The sequence below is a fragment of the Chloroflexota bacterium genome, from assembly GCA_014360825.1.
Lineage (GTDB): Bacteria > Chloroflexota > Anaerolineae > UBA2200 > JACIWT01 > JACIWT01.
Genome location: JACIWT010000007.1, coordinates 75,198 through 100,460, shown reverse-complemented (window position 1 = coordinate 100,460; position 25,263 = coordinate 75,198). Strand labels below are relative to the sequence as shown.

The 25,263-nt window shown below is 55.5% G+C and carries 24 protein-coding genes; 15 read left to right on the top strand and 9 right to left on the bottom strand.

Annotation, left to right across the window (positions count from 1 at the left end; translation table 11 throughout):
- The 9 genes from H5T64_06330 to H5T64_06290 form a co-directional block, all read right to left on the bottom strand.
- A complete protein-coding gene (locus H5T64_06330; GenBank protein MBC7263965.1) occupies positions 1-1,590 on the bottom strand; it encodes an amidohydrolase in 1,590 nt (529 codons plus the stop codon).
- Positions 1,591-1,592: 2 nt separating this feature from the next.
- Entirely contained in the window at positions 1,593-2,195 is a 603-nt protein-coding gene (locus H5T64_06325; GenBank protein ID MBC7263964.1) for a GNAT family N-acetyltransferase, read from the bottom strand.
- Positions 2,196-2,321: 126 nt separating this feature from the next.
- The gene (locus tag H5T64_06320; protein ID MBC7263963.1) at positions 2,322-2,945 is read right to left on the bottom strand and encodes a CDP-alcohol phosphatidyltransferase family protein; all 624 of its coding nucleotides are present in this window, start codon (positions 2,943-2,945) and stop codon (positions 2,322-2,324) included.
- Between the two features lie 71 nt (positions 2,946-3,016).
- Positions 3,017-3,778 (bottom strand): MBL fold metallo-hydrolase, encoded by a 762-nt coding sequence (locus tag H5T64_06315; GenBank protein ID MBC7263962.1) that lies wholly within the window; start codon positions 3,776-3,778, stop codon positions 3,017-3,019.
- Positions 3,779-3,784: 6 nt separating this feature from the next.
- Positions 3,785-4,372 carry a CDP-alcohol phosphatidyltransferase family protein gene (locus tag H5T64_06310; protein ID MBC7263961.1) on the bottom strand — a complete coding sequence of 196 codons (588 nt, stop codon included), beginning with the start codon at positions 4,370-4,372 and terminating at the stop codon, positions 3,785-3,787.
- Entirely contained in the window at positions 4,362-5,507 is a 1,146-nt protein-coding gene (locus H5T64_06305; protein MBC7263960.1) for a glycosyltransferase family 4 protein, read from the bottom strand. The genes H5T64_06310 and H5T64_06305 overlap by 11 nt, the downstream gene beginning before the upstream one ends.
- Entirely contained in the window at positions 5,504-6,271 is a 768-nt protein-coding gene (locus tag H5T64_06300; protein MBC7263959.1) for a phosphotransferase, read from the bottom strand. The genes H5T64_06305 and H5T64_06300 overlap by 4 nt, the downstream gene beginning before the upstream one ends.
- A complete protein-coding gene (locus H5T64_06295) occupies positions 6,261-7,169 on the bottom strand; it encodes a lysophospholipid acyltransferase family protein (GenBank protein MBC7263958.1) in 909 nt (302 codons plus the stop codon). Before H5T64_06295 ends, H5T64_06300 begins: the two co-directional genes overlap by 11 nt.
- Before the next feature lie 12 nt (positions 7,170-7,181).
- The gene (locus H5T64_06290) at positions 7,182-8,105 is read right to left on the bottom strand and encodes a lysophospholipid acyltransferase family protein (protein ID MBC7263957.1); all 924 of its coding nucleotides are present in this window, start codon (positions 8,103-8,105) and stop codon (positions 7,182-7,184) included.
- Positions 8,106-8,314: 209 nt separating this feature from the next.
- On the opposite strand from H5T64_06290, the gene H5T64_06285 reads away from it, so the two are divergent.
- The 15 genes from H5T64_06285 (at position 8,315) to H5T64_06215 (ending at position 25,065) form a co-directional block, all read left to right on the top strand.
- Entirely contained in the window at positions 8,315-8,752 is a 438-nt protein-coding gene (locus H5T64_06285) for an Hsp20/alpha crystallin family protein (protein ID MBC7263956.1), read from the top strand.
- A gap of 67 nt (positions 8,753-8,819) precedes the next feature.
- A complete protein-coding gene (gene lon / locus H5T64_06280) occupies positions 8,820-11,336 on the top strand; it encodes an endopeptidase La (GenBank protein MBC7263955.1) in 2,517 nt (838 codons plus the stop codon).
- 7 nt (positions 11,337-11,343) lie between these two features.
- Entirely contained in the window at positions 11,344-13,017 is a 1,674-nt protein-coding gene (locus H5T64_06275; protein ID MBC7263954.1) for a putative DNA binding domain-containing protein, read from the top strand.
- A 110-nt stretch (positions 13,018-13,127) separates the two neighbouring features.
- Complete coding sequence (locus H5T64_06270; GenBank protein MBC7263953.1) at positions 13,128-14,489, top strand: hypothetical protein; 1,362 nt, start codon at positions 13,128-13,130, stop codon at positions 14,487-14,489.
- On the top strand, positions 14,482-15,432 hold the full coding sequence (locus H5T64_06265) for a ribonuclease Z (GenBank protein ID MBC7263952.1): 951 nt from the start codon (positions 14,482-14,484) through the stop codon (positions 15,430-15,432). Before H5T64_06270 ends, H5T64_06265 begins: the two co-directional genes overlap by 8 nt.
- On the top strand, positions 15,407-16,741 hold the full coding sequence (locus tag H5T64_06260; GenBank protein MBC7263951.1) for a UbiD family decarboxylase: 1,335 nt from the start codon (positions 15,407-15,409) through the stop codon (positions 16,739-16,741). The genes H5T64_06265 and H5T64_06260 overlap by 26 nt, the downstream gene beginning before the upstream one ends.
- 1 nt (position 16,742) lies before the next feature.
- Positions 16,743-18,035: an aconitase X catalytic domain-containing protein gene (locus H5T64_06255; GenBank protein ID MBC7263950.1), complete on the top strand. Its 1,293-nt coding sequence runs from the start codon at positions 16,743-16,745 to the stop codon at positions 18,033-18,035.
- A 97-nt stretch (positions 18,036-18,132) separates the two neighbouring features.
- Positions 18,133-18,531 carry a DUF126 domain-containing protein gene (locus tag H5T64_06250; protein ID MBC7263949.1) on the top strand — a complete coding sequence of 133 codons (399 nt, stop codon included), beginning with the start codon at positions 18,133-18,135 and terminating at the stop codon, positions 18,529-18,531.
- A complete protein-coding gene (locus tag H5T64_06245) occupies positions 18,524-19,324 on the top strand; it encodes an isopentenyl phosphate kinase family protein (GenBank protein ID MBC7263948.1) in 801 nt (266 codons plus the stop codon). Before H5T64_06250 ends, H5T64_06245 begins: the two co-directional genes overlap by 8 nt.
- Before the next feature lie 183 nt (positions 19,325-19,507).
- Positions 19,508-20,569, top strand: coding sequence for an RIP metalloprotease RseP (rseP, locus tag H5T64_06240; protein MBC7263947.1), 1,062 nt, complete (start codon positions 19,508-19,510; stop codon positions 20,567-20,569).
- A 7-nt stretch (positions 20,570-20,576) separates the two neighbouring features.
- Positions 20,577-21,401 carry a zinc ribbon domain-containing protein gene (locus tag H5T64_06235; GenBank protein MBC7263946.1) on the top strand — a complete coding sequence of 275 codons (825 nt, stop codon included), beginning with the start codon at positions 20,577-20,579 and terminating at the stop codon, positions 21,399-21,401.
- Positions 21,402-21,480: 79 nt separating this feature from the next.
- Entirely contained in the window at positions 21,481-22,476 is a 996-nt protein-coding gene (locus H5T64_06230; GenBank protein MBC7263945.1) for a HEAT repeat domain-containing protein, read from the top strand.
- A gap of 74 nt (positions 22,477-22,550) precedes the next feature.
- Entirely contained in the window at positions 22,551-23,498 is a 948-nt protein-coding gene (locus H5T64_06225; protein ID MBC7263944.1) for a radical SAM protein, read from the top strand.
- A gap of 38 nt (positions 23,499-23,536) precedes the next feature.
- The gene (locus H5T64_06220; protein ID MBC7263943.1) at positions 23,537-23,842 is read left to right on the top strand and encodes an acylphosphatase; all 306 of its coding nucleotides are present in this window, start codon (positions 23,537-23,539) and stop codon (positions 23,840-23,842) included.
- The gene (locus H5T64_06215; GenBank protein MBC7263942.1) at positions 23,842-25,065 is read left to right on the top strand and encodes a hypothetical protein; all 1,224 of its coding nucleotides are present in this window, start codon (positions 23,842-23,844) and stop codon (positions 25,063-25,065) included. The genes H5T64_06220 and H5T64_06215 overlap by 1 nt, the downstream gene beginning before the upstream one ends.
- Positions 25,066-25,263 lie beyond the last annotated feature (198 nt).

The window sequence follows — 25,263 nt, the reverse complement described above, 5'->3', positions numbered from 1 at the left end:
TTATTGTTCAAACACCACGCAGCCATCGAAAATCGTCAGTACTGGCAACGTTTCGAGCATCCGATCTGGTTTAGAGACGAAAATATTATCGGAGAGAACCACCAAATCGGCTAACTTTCCTGGTGTGATAGACCCCTTTATCTGTTCTTCGCCTGAGGCAAAGGCTGCTCCTAACGTGTAAGCGCGAACTGCTTCCTCGACACTGATACATTCCTGGGGGTACCAGCCATCCCTCGGTGTGCCATCGGCACGGCGTCGTGTAACCGCCGCGTAGATGCCCAGAAAAGGATTGATGCTCTCGACAGGGCTATCGGATCCAAAGGCCAGCCGCCCCCCGGCGTCGAGCACGCTGCGCCAGGCATAAGCATAGCGCGCCCGCTTTCCCCAATAGCGGTCCGCTATCTCCATATCAGATGTGGCATGGATAGGCTGCATCGAGGCAATGGCACCGCATGTAGCCAGCCGGGGCAAATCCTCGGGAGTGAGCAATTGCAAGTGCTCAATGCGGTTACGCAGACCTTTGTCCAATCCCTCGGCATGGATTTCCGATAGCACGTCTATCGCGCGGCGGTTGGCGCGATCGCCAATAGCATGAATCGCGACGGTCAAACCAGCGGCATTGGCACGCCGAACGAGTTGGCGCAGTTCTTCAGTGGCGGTGACCTCTATACCACAGTTGTAGGGTTCATTGCTATAAGGTTCCAACATATCCGCAGTGCGCGATCCGAGAGCCCCGTCAGCAAAGATTTTGATTGGACCCACGCGCAACATTTCATCACCGAAACCAGTGCGCAGACCCACTCCGATAGCCTGCTCAAGCGACTGGACAGGGAGCATCATATAAATGCGGAGGCGAAGTCCGCCCTTGTTTCGTAGCGACTGGTATGCTGCGAACTCTTCGGTTCCCTCAGGAACATGCACCGAAGTGATACCCAGACGGTGGACCTCAGAGATGGCCTGGCGTAGGATAGCCTCGTAGGTGGGCAAATCTGGTTTGGGCAGATGATCGGTTACTAGGTTTTGTGCCGTTTCTTTCAAAATGCCAGTGGGCATGCCGGTCTGCGGGTCGCGGACGATCTCGCCACCGGCCGGGTCAGGAGTATCGGGACCGATGCCCAGGATAGCAAGAGCCTGCGTGTTCACCCATAAGCAATGCCCATCTTTGCTGCAGAGGGCTACGGGGTGTTCTGGAGCCACTTTGTCCAATGCAAAACGATCTGGAAAGGGACTATCTGACCAGAGATTACGATCCCAGCCATCCCCTCGCAGCCATTCACCGCTTGGTGTTATCGCTACCCGTGCTGCCACACGTCCCAGACACTCCTGCATTGAGGATGCATTGCGCAGATCTATGCGTTGGCATCTTTGAGCCCACCAGCCAAAATGGACGTGGGCATCAATCAGGCCGGGGATAACCGCACGCCCAGTCAAATCTATGATTCGTGTGCCGGGAGCAGACAAGGCTCCTATCTCCGCTTCCGTCCCGACAGCCAAAATGCGATTCCTTGCGATGGCCACAGCCTCAGCGTAAGGCAGCTTATGATCCATCGTGTAGATGTGTCCGCGGCGCAAGATCAGATCCGCTGCCATGTTTACTCCGTGCGCAAAGGTAGTTCCAATTGAACTTCATCGCGGACAGGGATGCCTGCCATGCCCGGCTCTTCCCTACCGTGTAGGTGCACCAATGCGCCTGGTACCAAACCAACGAGAAGGAAGCCCAAGCGTTGATAAAAGTATAGCGCCGGCAGGTTGTCATTCGTGGTAACGAGCACAACCCGTGCTAAGCCCTCACGCTTAGCCTGTGCAATGGCTTCTTGAACTAAGGCGTGGCCTGTGCCGGAGCCCTGATAGTCGGGCAGGATGTGAAGGGCAACAATGTGCAGCCGGTCATCTTCCACTGCATAAGAGAGGGCTCCTACCACGTTATCGCCCACGCACGCAACAAAGGCTGGCAAGGAAAGCAAGTCGTATCGCTGCCCAAGGGCATCTACCTCGGTTTCCCCCCAGAAGTGCATGGCCAGCGCATACAATGCCTCGCGATCGCCAGGTTCAGCCGGTCGCACTGGTAGAGGACGTGCTTTGTCTCCGTCCTCTGGGGCGACGACGTCAATACGAGCATGGCTCACACAGAGGTAGCGTCCGCTCTGAGCACAGCGGTAAATAGCAGGCTGGTCGCAGAAATCACAGTGTTTCATCAACGCTTATTATATCTGAAAACGACGGGAGAGACCAGGCAAATAGTTCTCGAGATATTGATAGACCTTGGCAACTCTATCCCGCTTCTGTCCCCTGCTTATAGGTGCGACGAGCCATAGTCGCGCTTAGGTCAGAGCACCGCGCAAATGCAGTAGGCCCTGAATGATTACTACGCACATCAATAACACGCTAATGCTCACAGCAATGTTCATCACATTGATATCGAACCACAGATAAAGGAACAGCCCGGGGTACATGGTCAGGTAATGTTTCAATGCCAGTGGGATAGGCACCTGATAGAGATTGCAGAGGGCAATGGTTAGGTTAAAACAGAGCAACAGGAATGGGAAGAGCCCGCCCAAAAGCGGGTGTAATGCTCCCAGCCAGACCAAACCCAGGACGACGATCATCTCGCGGACATGGTCCGAAAATTGGTCTATCAGTGCACCGAACGGGGAGACCTGGCCTGTGTGTCGTGCCAGTGCGCCGTCCAATCCATCCATCGCGAGGGTAATCACATATAGGGCAAGCGCCAGGCGAGGGTGTTTTGGGATGAGCCACACTACGCTCAAACCGGCAGGGATCTGAGACAACGAAACCACATTGGGTGATATACCGAGGCGAGCCAAAATGCGTACCAAGGGATGCCAGAAGCGCATCAATTCGCTGCGTATTGGCCAGAGCAAGCGTCGCTCGAGAGAGGAGTAAGAGTCGCCCTGATATGCCATCTCTGTAACCCACTTCTTCATCCTGCCATGAAGGGGAATCCCCTGATGACCCTTATGGTGTTCCCCAAAACATTCATCGCTTCCATCGCATATCACCATTCATATACCGCGAAATCGCGCCCCAATTCCACCCGTCCGCCGAAAACCTCCTCGGCTTCGCGGACTAGGGTGCGCAAGTCCTGATCTCGCGCATCGTAGTGCACAAGAACCAATAAACCTGCCCCTGCCTGTTGCGCGACCTGGCCAGCCTCTGCAGCGGAGGAATGCCCACCATCTACATGCCCAGTTGCCTCATGGACTAGGACGTCTGCGCCCCGGGCGAAACGGGCCAACCGAGAAGCCAAGCCTGTGTCGCCGGAGTACACCATTACTCCGCCCGATTTCTTGTCTAGAACCTTGATAGCGATGGCTTGAAGATCAAAGTGAGGTACTGGGCATGCACTCAGGCGTAGATCAGGCAAGTCGGCTATCAGCGCTTCATAACGCATCAATACCTCATGCCAAACCAAAGGCACCGGCGTGGGCCAATCTTCCCAATGAAGCGTGCTAAGCAACTGTCGAACGACGTCCAGGGTTTCCGCACTTCCTGCCAAATGCAGCGGTCGCGTCCGCCCTAACAGACTTAAGTTGAGCAATAGTAAGGGAACGCCGTAGACGTGGTCAGTGTGGCGATGGGTGAATAGCAGGTAATCCAGTTCCTCAATGTCAAGCCCAGCCACCTCCAGTTTCTGTGCCGGGCTGCCACCGCAATCAATCAACACTGTGGATTCGTCGCCAGCCACCAGCATAAATGTGGTGTCGTGGCCAACAGTTGGGATGGCCGCCGCAGTACCCAAGAGCGTGAGAGTTGCCATAGTGCCTTACTGCTGTGTCTGACGAGTGGCCTGCCAGACATGCCATATCCGTTGCACTGCCGTCAGATTAGAGCAAATGGCCAGTACCCAGAGAGCCAGACGTAACTGGAGTGTGAGCAATCCTAGGATAAGCACGGTCAGTCGCTCGAAACGCGTGAACCAGCCCTCGCGGCACTCAATGCCCACACCCTCGGCACGTGCACGGGTGTAACTGACGAGGAATGAGCCAATGAGGGTCGCGTAAACTAGAAATATCCCTTCTGTGAAGCCAAGTCTGATATACCATACTAGCAGGCCAAAGTATAAGGCTGCTTCAGAGTACCGATCCAGTACCGAATCGAAAAAGGCCCCGAATACCGACACGCGGTTGGTCGCACGCGCCACCGCGCCATCCAAAGTATCGAACAGGCTCGCCAATATAACCAAGACCCCACCCGCGCGCAATGTACCACTGGCCAGCACGCTGGCTACTGCCATATTCAGGAGGAACCCCAGGATTGTTAACATGTTCGGGGAAAGGCCCAGTTTGCCAATTGTCACTGCCATTGGAGTGATGAACCGCTGGCTCCAGCGTCGTAGTCTCTCACTCAGCATGCGCGCTTTTCCCCCATCTATCTAAAAGCGAATTGTAATAGTCCATTACCTGCGCACCCACTCGCTCCCACGAATAGGCTGCGGCTTTCTGTCGGCCGCGCTCGCCCATAAGCCTTCTCCGAGCGGGGTCTTTTAACAAGGCAATCAATTTATCGGCTAAATCGCGCTCGTTCTCCGGCTCGACAAACAGGCCCTCCACCTCATCTTCCATAACCGTGCGGTAGCCTGCAATACTGGAGGCGACGATAGGCTTCCCCGCAGCCATCGCCTCCAGTAAAACGATGCCGAAACTTTCGAAGCCGGTGGAAGGAGCACAGAAGATGTCGCAAGAGCGGTACCAGCGAGGTAGTTCTGCCGCCGAGACCCGCCCTATGAAATGGATACCTCGCAAGTTAAGCCGCCGGGCCTCACGAACGAAGGGTTCTTTATCCTCTTTGGTGTACGCGCCCACGACCAGCAGGCGCACTTCTGGGACAGCCTGTTTGACATAGGGATAGGCTTGCAGTAAGTAGCGGAATCCCTTGCGTTTCTCCAGCCGGCCCACGAAGAGGATGTTAGGCCGCCCATCGTTAAAACGCTCAATGGGTTGAATATCGGGGGCACCGAAGCGCTGTACATCAACGCCATTGGGAATAATCACATAGTCGCCGGGGAAATATCGGCTGATATACTCCAATGAAGCCATCGAGACGGCGATCTTTCCATGCAGTTTGTCCATCAGCCGTTGTAAAATCGGCTGCGCAGCCTCGAAGATAAAATGCGACTCCCGATAGGCGTGGAACGTGCCAACGTTGATACTTTTCGAGTGATATAAGGTCATTAGGGGTACCGCGGGCATCATGGGCTCATGCAAATGCACGATATCGAACCTCTCGCGCTGCAGAATCTTCTTGACCCGTCGGTAAACGCTTGGTGAAAGCGACACCCGCGAAATAGACCCGCTAAATGGCAAGCGAACAACGTTATCGCTTATCTTAATAAGGTCTTCGCTTCCTTCACCAGCCTCAGCGGTGCAAGGGGCGATGATCTTCACCTCGTGACCCCAGTTACGGAAGATCCGATCCAGGTGAGATATGTGCTCCGTAACGCCACCGGGATACGGGTAATCATAAGGGGAGACCAGAGCGATTTTCATTGGGCCCGCCTGTGAAGGAGGGAGTATAAAGCGCGCTGTACATGCTGTCCAGGCACAAGGATTAAACTACGGAACATCTGACGACCGGCTATCTTGGATAGTTGTCGGTATTCTTCCAATCCCCAGAAATCGCCCATAGCCTTGGTAGTGCGGTTGTGAAGCGCATGGCGGAAATCCTCAACGGTGCAACCAGGAAAACGAGTGTAGACTGTGCCCAGGAAATCGAGGCTGTGGCTGTCACTGCCTGCGCATTCGGCTAAGCGCAACACCTGGCGGTTGAGTTGGAGCAGCCGCGAGTAAGTAACGCGCCCAGCAAGAGCAGGATTGATCACTTCCAGCCCATCAAAGTAGAGGCCGTCTGTCTCGCTCGCCTGGGCCTTTCTGAGGGCCCTCTCGCCCACGCTGATGGTGAGCCAACTCATCGGATGGGGAACGATCACGAAACCCCCACGCTCGTGTACTAGTTTGACTACATAGGAGAGTGAGCGCAGCATCGGAATACGTTCTTCTATGCCATAGCAAAGCAGATGGCCGCCAGTGGTGGTGACTTCACTGCCGATAACGACTTGGACGCGATAACCCTTGCGCGCCGCGAGCTCACGCGCCTCCATGCTGCCAGAGAGGTTGTCATGGTCGGTGATGGCAATCAAATCGAGATCGGTGTGATATTCAACATATTCCAATATCTCGGCGGGGCTCGCTATGCCGTCACCGGCAGCGCTATGGATATGCAGGTCAGCCTTGCCCCAGCGTTCAGCCTCCATTGTTCGGCTCCTTAGTTGGGTTTTTGCCAACTTTCCATACCGGCTGGAACATAACCCATTGGTCGGGGTCTCGGCGAAGGTAGCGCTCCAGGATAGTAACCATACCCTTTATGTTCGCCTGTATATCCTCTTCCAAATTGCCAGTCTGCACCCAGTCGGTCAACGGCTCGATTGTGGCATCGAAGGTATTGTCGGATTTGCGTCGGCTCAGGGCCACCACGATCTTTGCACCAGTGCGCATCGCCAGCCGAACATGGCCATCGGGCAAGAGGGCGGGCTCGCCAAAAAACTCCACCCAAGTCCCCCTCTGGTTTAGGTTGCGGTCTGCGGCTATGCCGACCACTTCACTGTTGCGCAACGCACGCAGCAGCGGCCGCATGTAGGAATCTGCAGGCACCAATTTGAGCCCGAAGAAAGAGCGCAATTCACAAACATATCGGAAAAGTTCGGGAGGATATAGATGCTCCGCCGGAGCGGTAACCTTTATCCCATAGATGCCGAGTATCTGTCCTACTACATCCAGGTTGCCGAAATGGAGTGTCACCAATATCACACCCTGCTTTGCATCCAGTGCTTTCGTAACGTGTTCGATGCCGTGGACAGCGACTAGCGATTGTATCTTAGAGAGAGAAAGGGTGGGCAGGCGAAATAAATCGTAGTAATTGCGGCCTTGGTTACGAAAGATTTCCCGTGCCACTTGCTGGATGTGCTGGCGACTTGCTTCAGGTCCCAGGACGTGATGTAGGTTGTCCACCACATTGGCCCGTGCATTTCTGCTGAAATAATAACAGAGGTCTCCCAGTCGAGCAAAGAGCCAGTATCCTACGCGTGGAGGGATGTGGGGGACTAAAAATCCTGCCAGTCGGTAGATATAGTAAACGGCCTTGGATTGACCCACAGATACTGCACCTCACCCGCCGTGCCAAGTGCGGCGGAACATAAACCATTGATCAGGGTAGCGACGGATGCCTTCTTCCAGGATATTGGCAATTTCTTGGGTGATCGCCTGTACATCAGTCTCTGGATTGCCTGTTGTTGATGGCCTATCAAGCAATCGTACGGTGCACTGAAAAGCATCATCCGGCTCCCGCGCCACATAGCCTACCAGGATCTTCGCACCCGTGCGGAGGGAGAGCGTAGCACACCCGGCAGGCCAGTAGGTTTGCTGGCCAAACAGCATTATCGGCACGCCGTTGGGTTCATCGAGAACAGGTCGATCGATGATAACGGCAACCAGTTCGTTGTTTCGCAATGCCCTATATACCTGTTTCAGGCCATATTCCATCGGAATGGGGCACAGCCCCCAGTTGGCATGGTATCTTCGAACGACGGCATTGATGCCGAGGATACTGTGCATCTCTGCAATGACGTTGACCTTATAGCCCCGACTGGCCAGGAGAAGCCCTGCTATCATAGGGTGTCCAAAATGGCCGCTGACCAAAAGAACACCCTTGCCGCTCGCCAGTGCGCTCTCGACTATCTCCCAGGCATTGGTTTTCAGTCTCGCTTCTAGGTCTTCGCTGCTCATGCCGGGCATAAGCAACATGTCGGCGATCAGGCGGGTATAGTTGCGATAGGCTCTGCGCGCGGTGCGCCGAACCTTCTCTTCGGATGCATCGGCGCCCAAGACGTGACGCATGTTTTCAATCGTAATGACTCTTTTAGAATGCCATATCGCGAAAGCAGCATCTGCCAAAAGCGTAGCCACCGCATAGCAGAACGAAGGTGGAAGAGAGCGAGCGATAGAAGCAACGATCACGACCAATCGGTAAAGGAGTTGTTGTCCCAAATTGTTGGATATCAGGCTTTGCTGGTCTTTTGTTCTCCTAGACACTAGTTCGCGCCACACCCCTTTGGGGAAAGTATAGCTATATTATCCTCAAAGATGAGGCCTGTCAAACTTCTCGAACCTACCCTATTTACTCTTTTCGCACTGGAGAAACTAATAAAATTCTAATACAAGTAGTGCCTGGTGGTTTGAGGGAGATGCATACTTGTGCTACAATATTATTGAGTCGTGAACAAAGGGGTGCGCAGACAAAGATGGAGACGGAAAAATTATTGCTTCAGAGCGAGGATGAATTCTCAGTCATCCGCTGGACATTTGGGTTTAGTACGCCTCATGAGTGGCGCTCGAGACGGAGACCGCGTATCTGGCATCCTCCTACGGATGTTTACGAGACCGATAGTCATCTGATGGTCCGCATCGAAGTGGCTGGTATGCATGAGGAGGATTTCGCCATCTCGTTGGACAAGCGCGTGCTTACGGTTGAGGGCTACCGAGAGGACCCTGAGGCTAAACTCACATATCAGCGAATGGAGATACCATACGGTCCGTTTCATATTGAGGTGTATCTGCCCTGGGACCAAGAGCCGGAAGATGCCGTCGCCACCTACGATAATGGCTTCCTGACCATCGCCATCCCCAAGCAGAGGCGCCCCACAAAGGTGCCCATTACACTGGGGGACCAGGGGGAATGAGTCTCACCTCAAGGAAAACGGGTGACAAGCCCATACTGACAAAAACTTTGCTATGGAGGTTCCTGGTATGAAGTTGTTCGCATTAAGCGATAACCCACAGGAACAGGTGAAATCTTCAGCGCCGGAAGGCACGAGCGAGATACCTAGTATCCCGTCCGTTTTGCCTATTCTGCCTTTAAAGAATACCGTTGTGTATCCAATACCCATTTTGCTGCCCCTCATCGTTGGGCAGCCTCGTTCAGTACGTCTGGTGGACGACGTAGTGGTTGGAGACCGATTGGTAGGATTAGTGGCCCTCAAGGATCCCAACAAAGAGGAACCGGGCCCAGATGATATGTACCACGTGGGCTCCGTCGCGGTCATCAATCGCTATGCCAAAGCGCCCGATGGAACTATCCGCTTGTTTATCCAGGGCATCGAACGGATTCGCCTTACGGAATTTGTCCAGTCCGAGCCTTACTTCAAGGCGCGTATCGAGGTCATTCCAGACCGCGCGGAAGAGGGCGTCGAAGTCGAAGCCCTTATGCGCAATGCAGTAGAACTGTTCCGACGCATGGCTCAACTCATGCCTTATATGCCTGAAGAATTAACTATGGCTACGTTGAGCATCACGGATCCGCGGCAACTCGTCTATTTGTTGGCCTCCTACGTGCGCATGGAAATGAACGATGCCCAGCAAATACTCGAAATGGATAGCGTTAAAGCCAAATTGGAAAAATTGACCGGCGTGATGAACCGCGAGTTGGAGGTGTTGGAACTCGGTAAAAAAATCCAGGAACGAGCCCAATCGGAGTTGGAAAAAGCTCAACGCGAGTACATCCTGCGCGAGCAGATGAAAGCCATTCAGAAGGAGCTGGGGGAGGCTGATGAGCAGCAGGCGGAAATAAACGAACTACGCCGGCGCATAGAGGAAGCGGGCATGCCTCCTGAGGCGGATAAGGAGGCACGGCGCGAATTAGACCGGCTATCCAAAATGCCGCCCGCCGCGGCCGAATACTCCGTGATCAAGACTTATTTGGACTGGTTGGTGAGTCTGCCCTGGAACAAATCCACGCCGGATAACCTGGATATCAACCGGGCACGTCAGGTGCTCGACGAGGATCACTACAACCTCGAGAAAATCAAAGACCGCATTTTGGAATACCTGGCTGTGCGCAAACTCAAGAAAGAGCGCCTCGCTGTCGAAGGGGAGACGGTGGAGGAGGACGTGCGCGAGGACTACATCCGCCGGCAGCGCGAGGGTGTAATCTTATGCTTTGTGGGGCCGCCTGGCACCGGTAAGACTTCGCTGGGCCTGTCCATCGCCAGGGCGCTGGGGCGCAAGTTCGTGCGCCAGTCGTTGGGTGGGATGCGAGACGAGGCCGAGATCCGTGGTCACCGACGCACTTATATCGGTGCTATGCCAGGCCGCATCATCCAGGCTCTCAAGCGCGTGGAATCCAAAAATCCTGTCTTCATGTTGGACGAAGTGGACAAAATCGGCACAGACTGGCGAGGTGACCCGTCGTCTGCTCTGCTGGAAGTGTTAGACCCGGAGCAGAACCGCGAGTTCCGCGATCATTATCTAGACGTGCCATTCGATCTCTCGGAGGTGATGTTTATCTGCACGGCGAACCTGCTCGACCCTATCCCACCTGCGTTGCGAGATCGGATGGAGATCCTGCAACTCTCCGGGTATACCGAGGAAGAGAAGATTAAAATCGCCCAGGGCTACCTCATCCCCCGCCAGCGCAAGGAGAACGTGCTGAAAGAGAGCGAGATTGAATTCACCGTCGAGGCCCTGCGCAAGATCATCCGCGACTACACTCGAGAGGCCGGTGTGCGCAACTTGGAACGGCAGATCGGTGCTATCTGTCGCAAAGTGGCCACCAAAATCGCAGCAGGTGAGATACAAGAGAAGGTAATCGTCACCCCAGAATTGGTCGCAGAATATCTGGGTCGGCCGCGCTTTTTCTTCGAGGCAGCTGAACGCACGGAGATACCGGGCGTGGCCACTGGATTGGCCTGGACTGAGACTGGCGGAGACATCCTTTTCGTCGAAGCCACCAAGATGCCCGGAAAGAAGGCGTTTACCATCACCGGGCAACTGGGCGACGTGATGAAAGAGTCCGCTGAAGCAGCCCTAAGTTACGTGCGCTCCAAGGCAGAAACGCTGGGCATTGATAAGACCTTTTTTGAGCACAACGATCTCCACCTGCACATCCCAGCAGGGGCCATTCCCAAAGACGGTCCATCAGCAGGCGTCACAATGGCCACCGCATTGGTTTCTCTCCTGAGTAACCGGCCTGTGCGCTCGGATGTAGGGATGACCGGTGAAATTACCTTGCGCGGGCAGGTGTTGCCAGTTGGCGGTGTGAAAGAGAAGGTATTGGCCGCCAGGCGAGCAGGGTTAACCACGGTTATCTTGCCAAAACGTAACGCGCCCGATCTGGAGGAATTGCCCGAAGATATCCGCAAAGAAATGAACTTTGTGCTCGTAGACACAGTGGATGAGGTGCTAGCGGCCGCGCTGACGGATGGCACGGGCCCAAAAGCACAAAGCAAGAGAGCGAGCAGGTCAAAAAGTGCCAAAAGACAAACCTAGTAAAGCAATGCGATGGTACCGTGTTGATCTGCATCTACACACCGCCGCGTCTCGTGAATACGAGGAGCCAGATGTTACTTACTTGCAAATGCTGGAGGTGGCAGAGGAGCAGGAACTGGATATCATCGCCTTCACTGATCACAATTCGGTGGCGGGCTATGCCAGCATGCAACGCCAGATCGAGGCACTCGAGTTGCTCGAGCGCCTGGGGCGCCTGAATCCCTCTGAGAAGGAGATGTTGGAAGAATACCGGCGGCTCTTGAGGAAAATCCTGGTACTGCCCGGATTTGAATTCACGGCCACCTTGGGTTTTCACATTCTCGGTATTTTCTCGGAAAAGACACCTGTGCGTCTGTTAGAGCACCTTCTCCTGGAGTTGCGTGTGCCACCGGACAAACTCGATGAGGGCTCTACAGAAGTGGGTGCTACTACAGACGTGCTCACCGCATATCGGGTGGTAGACGCGGCGGGAGGTCTCGTTATCGCTGCCCACGTCAATTCTGCCCATGGCGTTGCGATGCGCGGCTTCGGCTACGGCGGCCAGACGAAAATTGCCTACACTCAGGACCCCCACTTGCACGCCTTAGAGACCACTGATTTGGAAACAAAAGGACGACGCACTATCGCTGCCTTCTATAACGGCTCCAAACCCGAGTATCCTCGCCGGATGCATTGTATCCAAGGCTCGGATGCTCATCGCTTACGTGCCGACCCGCTGGATCGGAACAAACTTGGCATCGGTGACCGGGCTACGGAGATCTTGCTGCCCGAACCCACTTTCGAAGCCATCAAAGCCGTTTTCTTAGGCGATGATTTCACTCGCACGCGACCTTACCGTCGTGCCCAAGCCCCGTTTGATTATGTTGAGGCTGCCCGTGCCCAAGGGCCCAACATTGTCCAATCTTTTCACGACTCCATGGAAAGAAAAGGTGGTCATCTGCGCGCTATCCTATGTGATGTAGTGGCTTTTGCGAATACAAAGGGCGGCACGATTTTTGTCGGCGTAGGACCGAACCTAAAGACTCCACCCAAGGGTGTAGATGCGCCTGAACAGGCAATCGCCACGTTACTCACCGAAATCAAGCGCGCCATCACCCCACCACTTGAGGTCGATGCGGATGTACTGAAGAGCCGGGGCCGTAACATCATCCGCCTAAACGTGCCTGAGGGAGATGACCCGCCCTACGCTTTGGAAGGAACCCGCATCTACATCCGTCAGGAGTCGGAGACCAGCGAGGCTGTGCGCGATGAGATTGTGCAATTGGTGAAAGAGGCTTTGGGTCCTCAGATAGCCCCACCAGAGGCAGTCGAAGCACATGAGGTGGCACACCGCATCGAGCCGCCCAAGACTGGCGTGGAGATCATCGAGACGGTGGAGCGGGAGGGTACGCTGTACCATACCATGAAAGACCTCCGAAACGGCAATGTGGTCCGCGATGTAACCCGTACCTCAGCACGGAAACTGTGGCAATATGCTATTGTAGAAAAAGAAACGAACCCCGTAACGGAGGACAAGGTTACCTGGCGGGGTGACATCGGGCTCTGGAAATCGTATCGTCGCGCCGGACGGACACGTTATGATTTCGTGCAACGCGGTGCCAATGGCACTCTGCATGTTTACTATGGCGTCACGGAGGAGGGTGTGCACGGAGAGTGGCGGGAATTCATGAAGGGGGAGTGATCAGGCACCTGAAGACGGGAGAAAGTAACGAGAACGGGGGTCGTTCTAACCAGGGTGTCAAACCAGGACACCATTTAGCAGTAGCGGTTGCTTTTGCGACGGAATAGCCCATGCCTGCTTACATTGAAAACACCGATTCTTCAGCCATTGCTATGCGCTCTGTGGCGGCTGCATTGCGTGGCGAGTTTTTTGCCTCACAGGACAGGGGGCCGCTGGCCGAGTTGGCGGCGAGGTTCATCTCGCTACTCGGTCCGCGTGCGATTACTTGGGCTGTGGAACGCGTTGTCGCTACCTCTGGTATCAATCCACGATTCGCCCATGCAGTCCGGACGGAGAACCTGGCCCAGTATGCGGTTTCGTTGTATCACGATTGCAAAGGACCCTATTCAGCGGTTATCCTGGGTGCGCCTAATGGCGGCGTAGCCCATCTGGCAACGGCACTGGGGGTGCCTTTCCTGTCCGAGCATTTTCTAACCAGTTACCGAGACCCTGCCCACCCGGATGATATTGCTACCTACAAAGCCCATGGCGATGCGTTGGCCCAACCCATCTTGGCGAATAACCCCGATCTAGCGGTCGTGAATCATTATGACCCGTTGCACGATCGTTTTCTGGTCAAATACGTTAACCACATCCGCATGAAGTTATTGGCCCTACCCCAGGCCTACCGCGATTTCATTCGCATCCGACTGCAGCCCGGTGGCACCATCATCTTCATTGATTGCCGCTATCTGTGGCGGCAATATCGCGTGGCTGAACGACATACGTTCCAAGTGGGCGGACTCGGCGGTGTCTCAGATGAGCAATTTATGACCGGCACACCGGAGATCGAGGCTATGCAGCGGGCAGAGGGTTCGCCATTCGTTGGTGGGTGGCGATTGGATCTGCCGCTCTCGGTTGAGCCCGAGTCGGAGTGGGGGACGCTACCGGAGTTTCGGGCGGCGTGTGAGGCATTCGCTCGTCAAAACGGTTACCAATTCCTGGCGTTAGAGGGCAACACTCCTGAGGCTTTCTCTGTACTCGCCTATCGCGCCCATCGCAAATTGAGCGAGAAAGAGGGTCGCCAGCCACGAGGTGTCTTCTTTGATTGTTTCACTCTAGTGAACCCAGTGGCCAGCCGAATCAGCCGTCTATTGCCATTGTGGCTACCATTCAATTGCAGGGACAGCCTGGATTTCCTACGCCGCATGTTACCGGAAATACCGACGGAGATGCCGGTGCTCTTTGCTCCGCTACCCAACTTCGCACCCGCGTTTGATACTGTGCCTATGGCCGAATGGCAGACCACCTTGTCGAACCATAAGGTAAACTGGCTGGGCATTAACCCGCGTCTCTATCCAACCGATATCCTCGGCTTACTACGCTTCCGGCGAGAGATCGAAAGCTGGTGTCAGGCCCACCCAGACCCAGTACGAGCGCATCTGACCGTGGAGGAATTGACACAACTGATACAAAGGGGCACACATGATTGAAATCATCTTCCTAGGGACATCGGCCTCTGCACCGTCTGTAGAGCGCGGGTTATCAGCAGCCGTGGTGATCTATCAAGACCAACGCTTCCTGATAGATTGTGGTGAGGGTACGCAACGCCAATTACTGCGCAGTGGTCTCGGTTTCAAAAGGCTTGACAAGGTGCTCTTGACCCACGGTCACCTCGATCATATCTTGGGGCTGGGAGGATTGGTATCCACTTTCGCTCGGTGGGAGGCGATCACGGAACTGACTATCTATGGCGGAACCTGGGCTTTGGAACGCGTTCGCGACCTTATGGCTGTGGTATTACGTGGCGGTGAAGTGGAGTTAGATATCAAATACGTGGAGGTCAAGCCGGGCCTCATCTGGAACAGCGGGCGGCTGAGCATCTATGCCTTCCCGGTGAGCCACCGTGGGCCAGGGTGTTTCGGTTACCTATTTGAAGAAGAGGGCCATCGCCCCTTCTTGGCCGAGGAGGCCGAACGCTTGGGTGTGCCTCCAGGCCCAGAGCGCAGAAGATTGGTAGCGGGCGAGAATGTTGTTCTGCCTGATGGCCGAACGATCACACCAGATCAGGTATTGGGGCCGGAAGTCCCTGGAGTGCGATTGGCTTGGGTGGGCGATGCTGGACGGGTGGATGATCTGGTCCCTGTGGTGCGAGGGGTTGACGCTTTGGTCATTGAGGCTACCTATCTGCGTGAAGAGGCTGAGATGGCCGCCAAATTCGCTCACCTGACGGCAGCCGAGGCTGCAACATTGGCTCGTAAGGCGGAGGTGGGGCGCCTTTATCTGACGCATCTCTCACGGCGATACTCAAGCCGTGCGGTTGAGGAAGAGGCTCGCGCCATCTTCCCAGACACCGTGGTAGTGCGTGACTTTGATGTGATACGCGTAATGCGCAAGAAAAACGAAAAAGATGAACCTGCGAACATTATTGACTGAAATGGAGAAACAGGGCCTATTGGTCCGGATCGGTGTACCAGTGGACCCGTACGTCGAAATGGCACAGGTTATCAATGCTTTGCACAATCGGCCAGTGCTCTTTGAGCACGTGGCAGGCTTTGACTACCCGGTGGTGGCAGGGCTTTGTGCCCGTCGCGAGTTCTTTGCCCTGGGGTTGGGCGTGTCGCCAGAGCAATTGCCACGGATCATGCAGAACGCGCTGTGCAATACCATCGAGCCTGAAATCATCCCCTCAGGTCCCTGCCAAGAGATAATCGAACACGAAGTGGATTTGACTCGGTTGCCCATCCTGACCCATTTTGCCGATGATCCGGGCCCCTATGTCACAGCGGGAGTTGCTATTGTGAAACATCCCACCCTGGGGCGCAACATGAGCTATCACCGACTCCTTCGCTTGGATGAGAGGCGTTTCGCAGCACGGATTGTCGAGGGACGCGGCACAGACTCGGCACTCCGTGCAGCGGGTGGTGAGATTGAGATCGCCTTCTGCATTGGGAACAGCACGGCGGTCTTGCTGGCAGCCGCGATGTCGCCTGCCCCCGGCGTAGATGAATTAGGCATCGCAAACGCGTTAGAACCCACGCCCTTGGTGAAATGTCAGAAAGTGGATTTGGAAGTGCCTGCCGATGCAGAGTTCGTGCTTGAGGGCCGCCTGACCCGCGAAATGGCCGATGAAGGTCCATTTTTCGACCTGACATTGACACGGGACATTGTGCGACAACAGCCTATCTTCGAAGTGACCTGCATTACCCATCGGCGGGCTCCCATTTATCAAGCCCTATTGCCTGGTGGCGAGGAACACAAATTACTGATGGGCATGCCTCGTGAACCCACTATTTTCCAGGAAGTTAGCAAGGTTTGCGATGTCGTAGATGTGCTTTTGACGCCTGGGGGCGGCTCATGGCTGCACGCCGTCGTGCAAATCCGTTCTCATGGGCCAGAAGATGGGCGGCGGGCCATTGAGGCCGCTTTCCGTGGCCACCCATCACTCAAACACGTGATAGTAGTGGATGAGGATGTGAACATCCATGACCCGGCAGATGTGGAATGGGCGCTCTCGGTGCGTTTCCAAGCCGACCGCGATTTGCTGGTACTCGACAACCAACCTGGCAGTTCACTCGACCCTTCGGCAACACATGTGGCAGGGGAAAAATCACGCACCAGCAAAATGGGTCTGGACGCGACTATACCTTGGACAGATGCAGCAGGTCGGCGTCTCTCGGACAAAGAACGAGCACGTTTTAAGAAAGTTCGCTATCCGCCAGTAGATCTGGCGAAGTACCTCTGAAATGCGCGACGTACGACTAAATCCTGAAGAACAGGCTATGCTCTCCGGTGCAGAGGGGCCCGCAGTTCAGCGGGCACTGGAAATCGTGCTGGCCCTGGGGAAAATATACGGCGCGGAAGGCTTGGTGCCCATCGAGAGTGCCCAGATCTCTGGGGTGAGTTATAAGAACCTGGGAGATGCTGGGTTGGAATTCTTGCGCCAGTGGGCTGCGGAGGGGGCAAGAGTTCATGTCCCCGCTACGCTAAACCCAGCGGGTATGGACCTGAGCGATTGGGAAACGTTGGGTTTCTCCAAAGATTTTGCTGAAAAGCAGATCGCCGTTATCGAAACTTTTTCGACTATGGGTGTGCGATGTACTTGTACCTGTACGCCCTATCTGGTTGGGAATGTGCCCAAACCAGGCGCGCATGTGGCTTGGAGCGAGTCTTCCGCGGTCTGTTTTGCCAACAGCGTTTTGGGTGCCCGTACCAACCGTGAAGGTGGTCCGAGCGCATTGGCAGCAGCCATTACTGGTCGGACAGCACGCTATGGTTATCATCTCGAGAGGAATCGCCAGGCGGATTACGTCATCGAAGTTGACTGCGCCGTGGAATCCGAAGCGGATTTCGGTGCGCTGGGTTATTTGGTGGGTCGGCTGGTGGGCGCAGGGGTGCCATATTTCCGGGACTTAAACGTGCCCGATGTGAGCGATTTGGCAGGCGACCCAGTCCGGGCGATTGATGCGCTTGTGGCCGGAGAAGAAAGCGGGTTGGATAGGCTGATGGCGTTAGGTGCAGCAATGGCTGCGAGCGGGGCCGTGGCTCTCTACCACGTGGAAGGTGTCACCCCGGAAGCACAGCCGGAAATCATCCGCTCTGACGCCCGAGTTGTCCGGGTGAGTAGTTTGTCTGAGGGCTACGCGGCGTTGAATGGGCCCCTGGACCAGATTGATTTCGTGCACATAGGCTGTCCACATGCCACACTTGCTACTCTCCATCGCATCGCAGACTCGTTGACTGGTCAACGCGTACGGGCAACTCTGTGGATAACAACTGCCCGCGAGACGAAAGAGGAAGCCCAGCAGCGTGGCTATGTTGCCACTATCGAGAACGCAGGAGGGAAAGTGGTCGCAGACACTTGCCCTATCGTTGCACCAGTGGCCGAATTGGGGTTCCAAAGTCTAGCCACGAACTCAGCGAAAACTGCGTTTTACGCGCCGAGCCAGCTGGGTTTAAACGTGCGTTTCGGGCCGCTCGAGAGGTGCATCGCCGCAGCGCTGACTGGCCAATGGAGAGGGACCGGTCGAAGGCCGTGACGGGAAGGACAAGCACACTGCCACATCGGTCGGCATCCATTTCCTGCGACCATAGTGTCCCGTTGGCGGTTGCACTCTATCGGCGAAGGTAGAAGTCATGAGCACTGTGGAACGACGCTTGAAGGGACGTGTGATTAAGGCCGGTCGGGCATCCGGCCTGGCGTTGGTGAGTCGCGAACCCATAAGTTTTCTGGGTGGCGTGGACCCAGAGACGGCCTGTGTGATCGAAGTTGGGCATGATCTGGAGGGCCAGAGCATCGCTGGGCGTATACTCGTCTTTCCCTCTGGGAAAGGCAGCACCGTGGGCTCGTACATTATCTACCGACTAGCCCGCAATGGGGTGGCCCCGGCCGCCATCATCAATAGCGAGAGCGAGCCCATCGTTGCTGTCGGTGCGATTATTGCTGGCATCCCGATGGTAGATCAAGTGGACATTTCACAAATCGTTACCGGCGACAGGGTGACAATAGACGGAGAAACGGTGATCATTGACTGAGTTGGTTTTTCTGAAACTGGGCGGATCTCTTATCACTGATAAGCGGCGGCCGGGAGTTTTTCGCCGTCGCCTCACTCGTCGGCTTGCGCGAGAGGTACGCGAGGCCCTGAAAAACCGGCCTGATTTGCAGTTGGTGCTGGGGCATGGCGCTGGCTCCTTCGGCCACATTGTGGCCCACAAGTATCACGTGCAGACAGGTGTTACGAATTGGATGGGTTACGCGGAAACCTCTGCTATGGCCAACCATTTGAACCGACTCGTGGCTGGCATTTTCTTGACGGAGGGTGTCCCAGTCGTCTCAGTTCAGCCATCGGCCTCAGCACAAGCAACGGCTGGACGGTTGGTAAGTATGGCCGAGTGGCCTGTGGAAGAACTGTTGAGGCACGGACTGGTGCCGCTGGTATACGGCGACGTGGCGCTTGACACCGAGTGGGGCACCACTATTATCTCCACAGAGATGATCTTCGCCTATTTGGCACGAGCATTGCATCCCTCACGCATTATTTTGGCCGGAGAGGTGAATGGTGTGTTCACCTCTGATCCCAACAAAGACCCCCGCGCACAACCGATACCAGAGATTTCGAGAGCCAACGCCGCTCAAGTCATCCAAGTGCTTTCGGGCTCGCACGGCGTGGATGTAACTGGCGGCATGGCATCGAAGGTGATGCTAATGTTGGCTTTAGTGCGGGAACTGGGGGATCTGCGCGTTGCTCTCCTATCAGGGATACATCCGGGGCGCGTGCGCGCTGCATTGCTGGGCGAGCCAGTGCGTGGCACGGTCATCCACCCCTAGCCACTTGGAATTTAATCAGCGCGCTCGCAGTCACCTCGGAGTCCTCGGCATGCCCAGGCCCGCCCAGATCCCAATGCGTACCCACCATCGCGACTTGTCCTAATATCAGCAATTAATGTAAAATATGAATCGCCGGAGGAATGTGTCCCGGCGATTGTGCTCCAAACGGGAAGGGGACGATCAATGCTATTCACGATAGCATCGTTTGTGGTTGTCTTTAGTGTGCTGGTATTGGCTCACGAGACTGGGCATTTTATCGCTGCCAAACGTGCTGGTATTAGAGTGGAGGAATTTGGCTTAGGATTCCCGCCGCGCCTGGCGACCATTGCCGTGCGCGATGGAACGAGGTACACGCTGAATGCGTTGCCGTTGGGCGGGTTCGTGCGGATGTTGGGAGAAGAAGATCCTTCCGCACCCGACAGTTTTGCCCGCCAGAGTCTCACTACCCGATTGCTTACTCTCTCCGCGGGCCCACTTATGAACCTGCTGCTTGCAATCTTATTAGCGACTTCAGTCTATCTAATTGGCGAACCGGTAGCAGTTGGCAAAGTAGTGATTCACGAAGTAGCACCAGCGTCGCCAGCCGAGGCCGCTGGCTTGCGTCCTGATGATGTGATCGTGGCGGTGGAAGGTACACCTTTCCATACGTATGTGGACATGGTAAATCGTATCAAGGAATTGGCTGGGCAAGAGATCTCTTTGACCATCGAGCGGGGTACAGAGACGCTGATCGTGCGTGTCACGCCGAGAGTGAACCCTCCGCCAGGTCAAGGGGCGCTTGGAGTGAGCCTTGGCATGAAGGATTACGTGTTCGAGCCGCGTCGCCAACCGATTTGGACGGCGATATCGAAAGGATTCGCGGACGTTGGATCTATGGTGGGACTAATTGCCACGACGTTTGAATATCTGTTTCAGGGACAGGTGAGCCCACAGGACTTTGCGGGGCCGGTGGGTATCATGCAGATGACCGGTATTGTAGCCCGTTCTGGAATCATCAGCCTGATTCGGTTTGCTGCCTTTTTGAGCGTCAACTTTTTCGTCTTCAATCTGCTGCCTATTCCTGGGTTGGACGGCGGACGGGTGTTGTTTATTATCGTTGAGGGATTGCGCGGCGGCAAGCGCATCGCGCCAGAAAAAGAAGGTTTCGTACACTTCATAGGCCTGTTAGCACTGGTAGCGCTTATGCTACTGATCTCCTATTTCGATGTGATGCGTTTCTTGCAGGGCGGGTCGCCCTTGCCCTGAGAGACCAATGCGTTGTCCAAATTGCGGTAGCAAAGTCCCATCGGGCCTGTATATCTGCCCGGAATGTGGGGCCAATATAAATACCCGTGCACAACGAAGGATCGAGTGCAGCCACTGTCATGCGGTTGTGCCAGCGGGGTTGTTTGCTTGCTCAAACTGTGGGGCACCGCTGCGTCCTGGCATTCGCAATAGGCTGCGCGGTATGGCCATAGCACTGATTTTGTTGGTGGGGTGGTACGTGGGTCGCAATGTGGCCCGGGATAGATTCCGAGCGCTGTTCTCAGAGGTACATCTACCTTCCTTCGCTTTCCTATCCACACCCACTTCCGCGCCATTGCCTACATTCACAGATACGCCAACTGCCACACCAACGCGAACCCGTACCCGTACGCCTACACCGACGCCCTTGCCACCTACTGAGACATCCACGCCCGCTCCGCCGACTGCTACGGTTCGTCCACAGGCTACATCTACTCCTACTCTATCCTTCGTCGCGCCAACGCTCCTAAGTCCAGCGGATGGCCAACAGTTCGATGGCAGTGGGGCGACCATTATCCTGGCGTGGCAGCCGGTTGGCACACTGGCTGACGATGAGTGGTATAGTGTCAATATTCGTTTCACGGCGGGAGGCGAGCCTCGTTACTCAGGTACGTGGATCAAAGAAACGTCCTGGCGGGTATGGCGAGAGCTATATTACCAGGCAGGACAGACCGAACGCCGTTTCGAGTGGAGCGTTATTGTAATGCGCCAGACAGGCACACGGGCCGATGGCGAGCGCGAGGGAGTACCCATTAGCCCGCCGAGTGAGATACGTAGCTTCGTTTGGCAGTAGAGGTGATCTCTGGTCAAAAGGAATTTGAAAAGCACCCTGCGATCGCTGCATTTTTCAGGCCCTTGTGTAGAGAGTAAATATGGTCTCGGATTTTGAGAAAACACTATTAGTTCTCGCTGATGTCAACGCACCCCTGGCAACAGGAGATCTATACGCGCTGTCAGACCTCAGTCGCAATAACAGAGACCTCTTTGTGCAACGCTGGCCGAGTATCGCTTTGGAGCGACGGCGTCAAATAGTGCGGCTCCTCGCAGAAGCGGCGGAGAGGAACTACGAGTTGGATTATCGTGTACTGCTGCGGGCGACTATGCAGGATGAGGATGCAGAGGTCCGTGCTCTTTCCATCGAAGGGCTGTGGGAAGATGAGGACTTCACACTGGTGCAGCCCCTTGCCAGCGCGATGTTACATGATCCTGCAGAGATGGTACGAGCCGCTGCCGCTATATCGCTGGCTCGTTTTGTCCTGATGGCCGAAATGGGGGACTTAGACGAGCGGTACGCCAGGATAGCCCGTGAGGCTCTGTGGCAAGTGGTGCGTTCACCCAACGAGACTCTGGAGGTTCGCCGTCGCGCCATCGAATCCATCGCTTATCTGTGCGAAGAGGGGGTTCGGGAAGTGATCGCCGAGGCTTACGCCCATACCAGCGAACAGATGCGCCTCAGCGCGGTATTTGCTATGGGTCGCACTGCTGATCCATACTGGACCGAGATCATCCTGAATGAATTAGACTCCGAGAGCCCTGCTATGCGCTACGAGGCAGCGCGCGCAGCCGGAGAATTACAGGCGAAAGCTGCGGTAACAGTACTGATACGGCTGATTGAGGATCCTGATCCGGAGGTGCGTGAGGCAGCCATATGGGCACTCGGACAGATTGGGGGGAACCGAGCGCAGAGGGCACTGGAACGTTGTTGCCAAGGAGCAGATGAGGCACTGCGTGAAGCGGCCGAGGAAGCCCTGGCCGAACTGACGCTGGGTAGTGAACCTTTCGATCTGCTTGTCTATGGGAGTCAGGAGGCGGAAGAGAACGAATCGGAGGAAACAGACGAGGATGAGTATTGGGACGAGGAGTGGTAGTCCAATTGCGGGTCAGCAGCCGTCTTCGGGAGCTTGAGGAAGGAGCGTCTGTGTCTTCTTCAGTGAGGGAAAGGGTGTCCTCACTATTTGAACCTGCCTACTTGAATCTTTTGCGAACCGGTGAATTGCGTCGGCGCGTGGCACAGGCTTATCAGCGATTGGAGGCCTGCGATATTTGCCCGCGTTCCTGTGGGGCCAACCGTCGCGCCGGCACGAAGGGCGCAGCCTGTCGCACTGGTGAGCGGGCTGTCGTATCCAGTTACGGCCCCCATTTCGGCGAAGAAGCGCCTCTCGTCGGGTGGGGCGGCTCGGGCACCATTTTCTTCACTTGGTGCAACCTCCGCTGCATTTATTGTCAAAACAGCGATATCAGTCAGGAGGGACATGGTGAACCAGTCGAACCCGAGGAACTGGCTGCGATGATGCTGCGTCTCCAAGAGATGGGGTGTCATAACATCAATTTGGTCTCACCGACCCATGTGGTGCCGCAGATCCTGGCCGGGTTACTGATCGCAGCAGAACGGGGCTTACGGCTGCCCCTGGTCTACAATACGGGGGGCTATGATGCTTTGTCCACTTTGGCCCTACTCGATGGCGTAGTGGATATCTACATGCCCGACATGAAATACGATGATCCCGACATAGCCTTGCGGCTGTCGAAAATCAAGGACTATCCTGCGGTCAATCGCGCTGCAGTGAAAGAGATGCACCGTCAGGTTGGTGATTTGGTGATAGACGAACGCGGCGTAGCCCAGCGAGGCCTGTTGGTGCGCCATCTTGTGTTGCCTGAAGGGTTGGCGGGGACGCCGGGCATCGTGCGCTTCCTGGCCAAGGAGATCTCGCGGAACACGTATCTCAACGTGATGGCTCAATATCGCCCTTGCTATCAGGCCGCGAAAGAACCGGCACTTCGTCGCCGCATCACGGATGCCGAGTACCAGCAGGCTGTTCGATTGGCCCTGGATGCTGGGCTCACACGGCTCGATGATCACCGAGCCTCGCGTCTTTTCGTAATGTGGTGACTACGTAGAACAACTTCTGGGTTGAGGAAGTGGTGGCGATGCCTGAAGATGGGTCCTCAAATTCCAGCGAAGAGCGACGTTTCCACGCCGTAGTGCACGGCTGGGTGCAAGGCGTAGGTTTCCGGTACTCCACCTACCAACGTGCTCACATGCTGGGCTTACGCGGCTATGTGCGCAACCAGTGGGATGGCACGGTCGAGGTAGTAGCCGAAGGACCAGAAGCAACCTTAGAAAGATTCTTGGCCTACTTACGGCAAGGACCGCCTGGGGCACATGTGGAGAGGGTAGACGTTACCTGGGACAAAGCAAGCGGTGAATTCCGCGGGTTCGAGGTGCGCTACTAATGCGACGCAACCCCGAACGATTGGCCTGGGCCGTCCTCTTGGTCAGTTTTGCCGTGTTCTGCTTCCTGGTAATAGCGGTGCCATGGGGTGTGCGTTCGTATCTGATTAACGCCACTGTTGCGCGCGAGGCCCTAGTGGAGTCCTTGGAAGGGACGGTTGTGGTGGAGGACCCGCGAGGCGGTCCGGCCAAACCTGTTATGGCAGGTAATAGCATCTCGGTACCCGAGGGCAGTACCATCATCGTGGACGAAAAGGCCCAGGCTATTGTCACGTTTTTTGACCAGTCCTTCATCCGGTTGTTCAACCCTAGTCAAGTAGAATTGAGCCGGATGCGTTCCCCGCGTTTCAGCCTGAGCAGAAAACCGAGCGAGATCAGCATTGAAATGCGAGGCGGGCGTATGCGCATGGTCACGGTGTTGGCACTGGAGCGACCGACCCACTATGAGGTCCATTCCCTTCAAGCAGTGTCATCTCTAGCGCCAAATGGCAGTTACACCATTGACGTAACCAACGAGCGCACCGAGGTCGTGGCCCATCGCGGAGAGGCCACAGTTACCTCCACCAACCCAGGCGTGCGCTCCGCAGAGGAGACAGTGTACTTGTCACAGCGGGAGCGCACATCTGTACGCGCTGGTGAGGCTCCAACTGTGCCCTTGCCTGCGGCACGGGATATTTTGATTAACGGGGACTTCAGCCAACCGCTCAGCACTGGCTGGCGTGCTTTCAACGATCAAGGTGGCGACGGCGGTAACGTGGACGGCACGGTTACTATGGTCACCGATGGAGGATTTCGCGCCGTACGCTTCTACCGCACCGGTGGAGAGTACAACCACTGCGAGACCATCATTGAGCAGACGATTGATCGCGACTTTCCCGATCCGCCTACTACCCTCATTATCCGCGCTAACGTGAAACTGGTTTACCAGAGTCTATCGGGAGGCGGCTACCAGAGTTCGGAGTACCCGCTCATGATTCGTATGACTTACCGGGATGTGTACGGCAGCGAGACGCATTGGGTACAGGGATTCTATTACCAGAATCTGGCAGGGAACCCCACACAGAATGGCTTGCAGATCCCTCAAGCAATGTGGTACCCCTTCGATTCTGGTAACCTGATTGGCCACTTGCCCATCGTACCATACAAAATCGTTTCGTTACGAGTGTACGCTTCGGGGTGGAGTTATGAAAGTCTGGTGTCGGACGTGAGCCTGATCGTGGAATAGGGCTTGCCGGTGCACAGAGACTCTTCCACGGAAACCAAAGGACACTTCCAAAAGCGAGGGAACACAAGGATAGGGACCTTTGGAGGCAAGATGGTGCTGTTTCATAACGATCGAGCCCGGAAAGGTCTGGGCTATAACGGATTTGTCAAACACGGGGGAGGATAGTCTTCGGCTTAGCCCATCCATATGCAGAGTTCC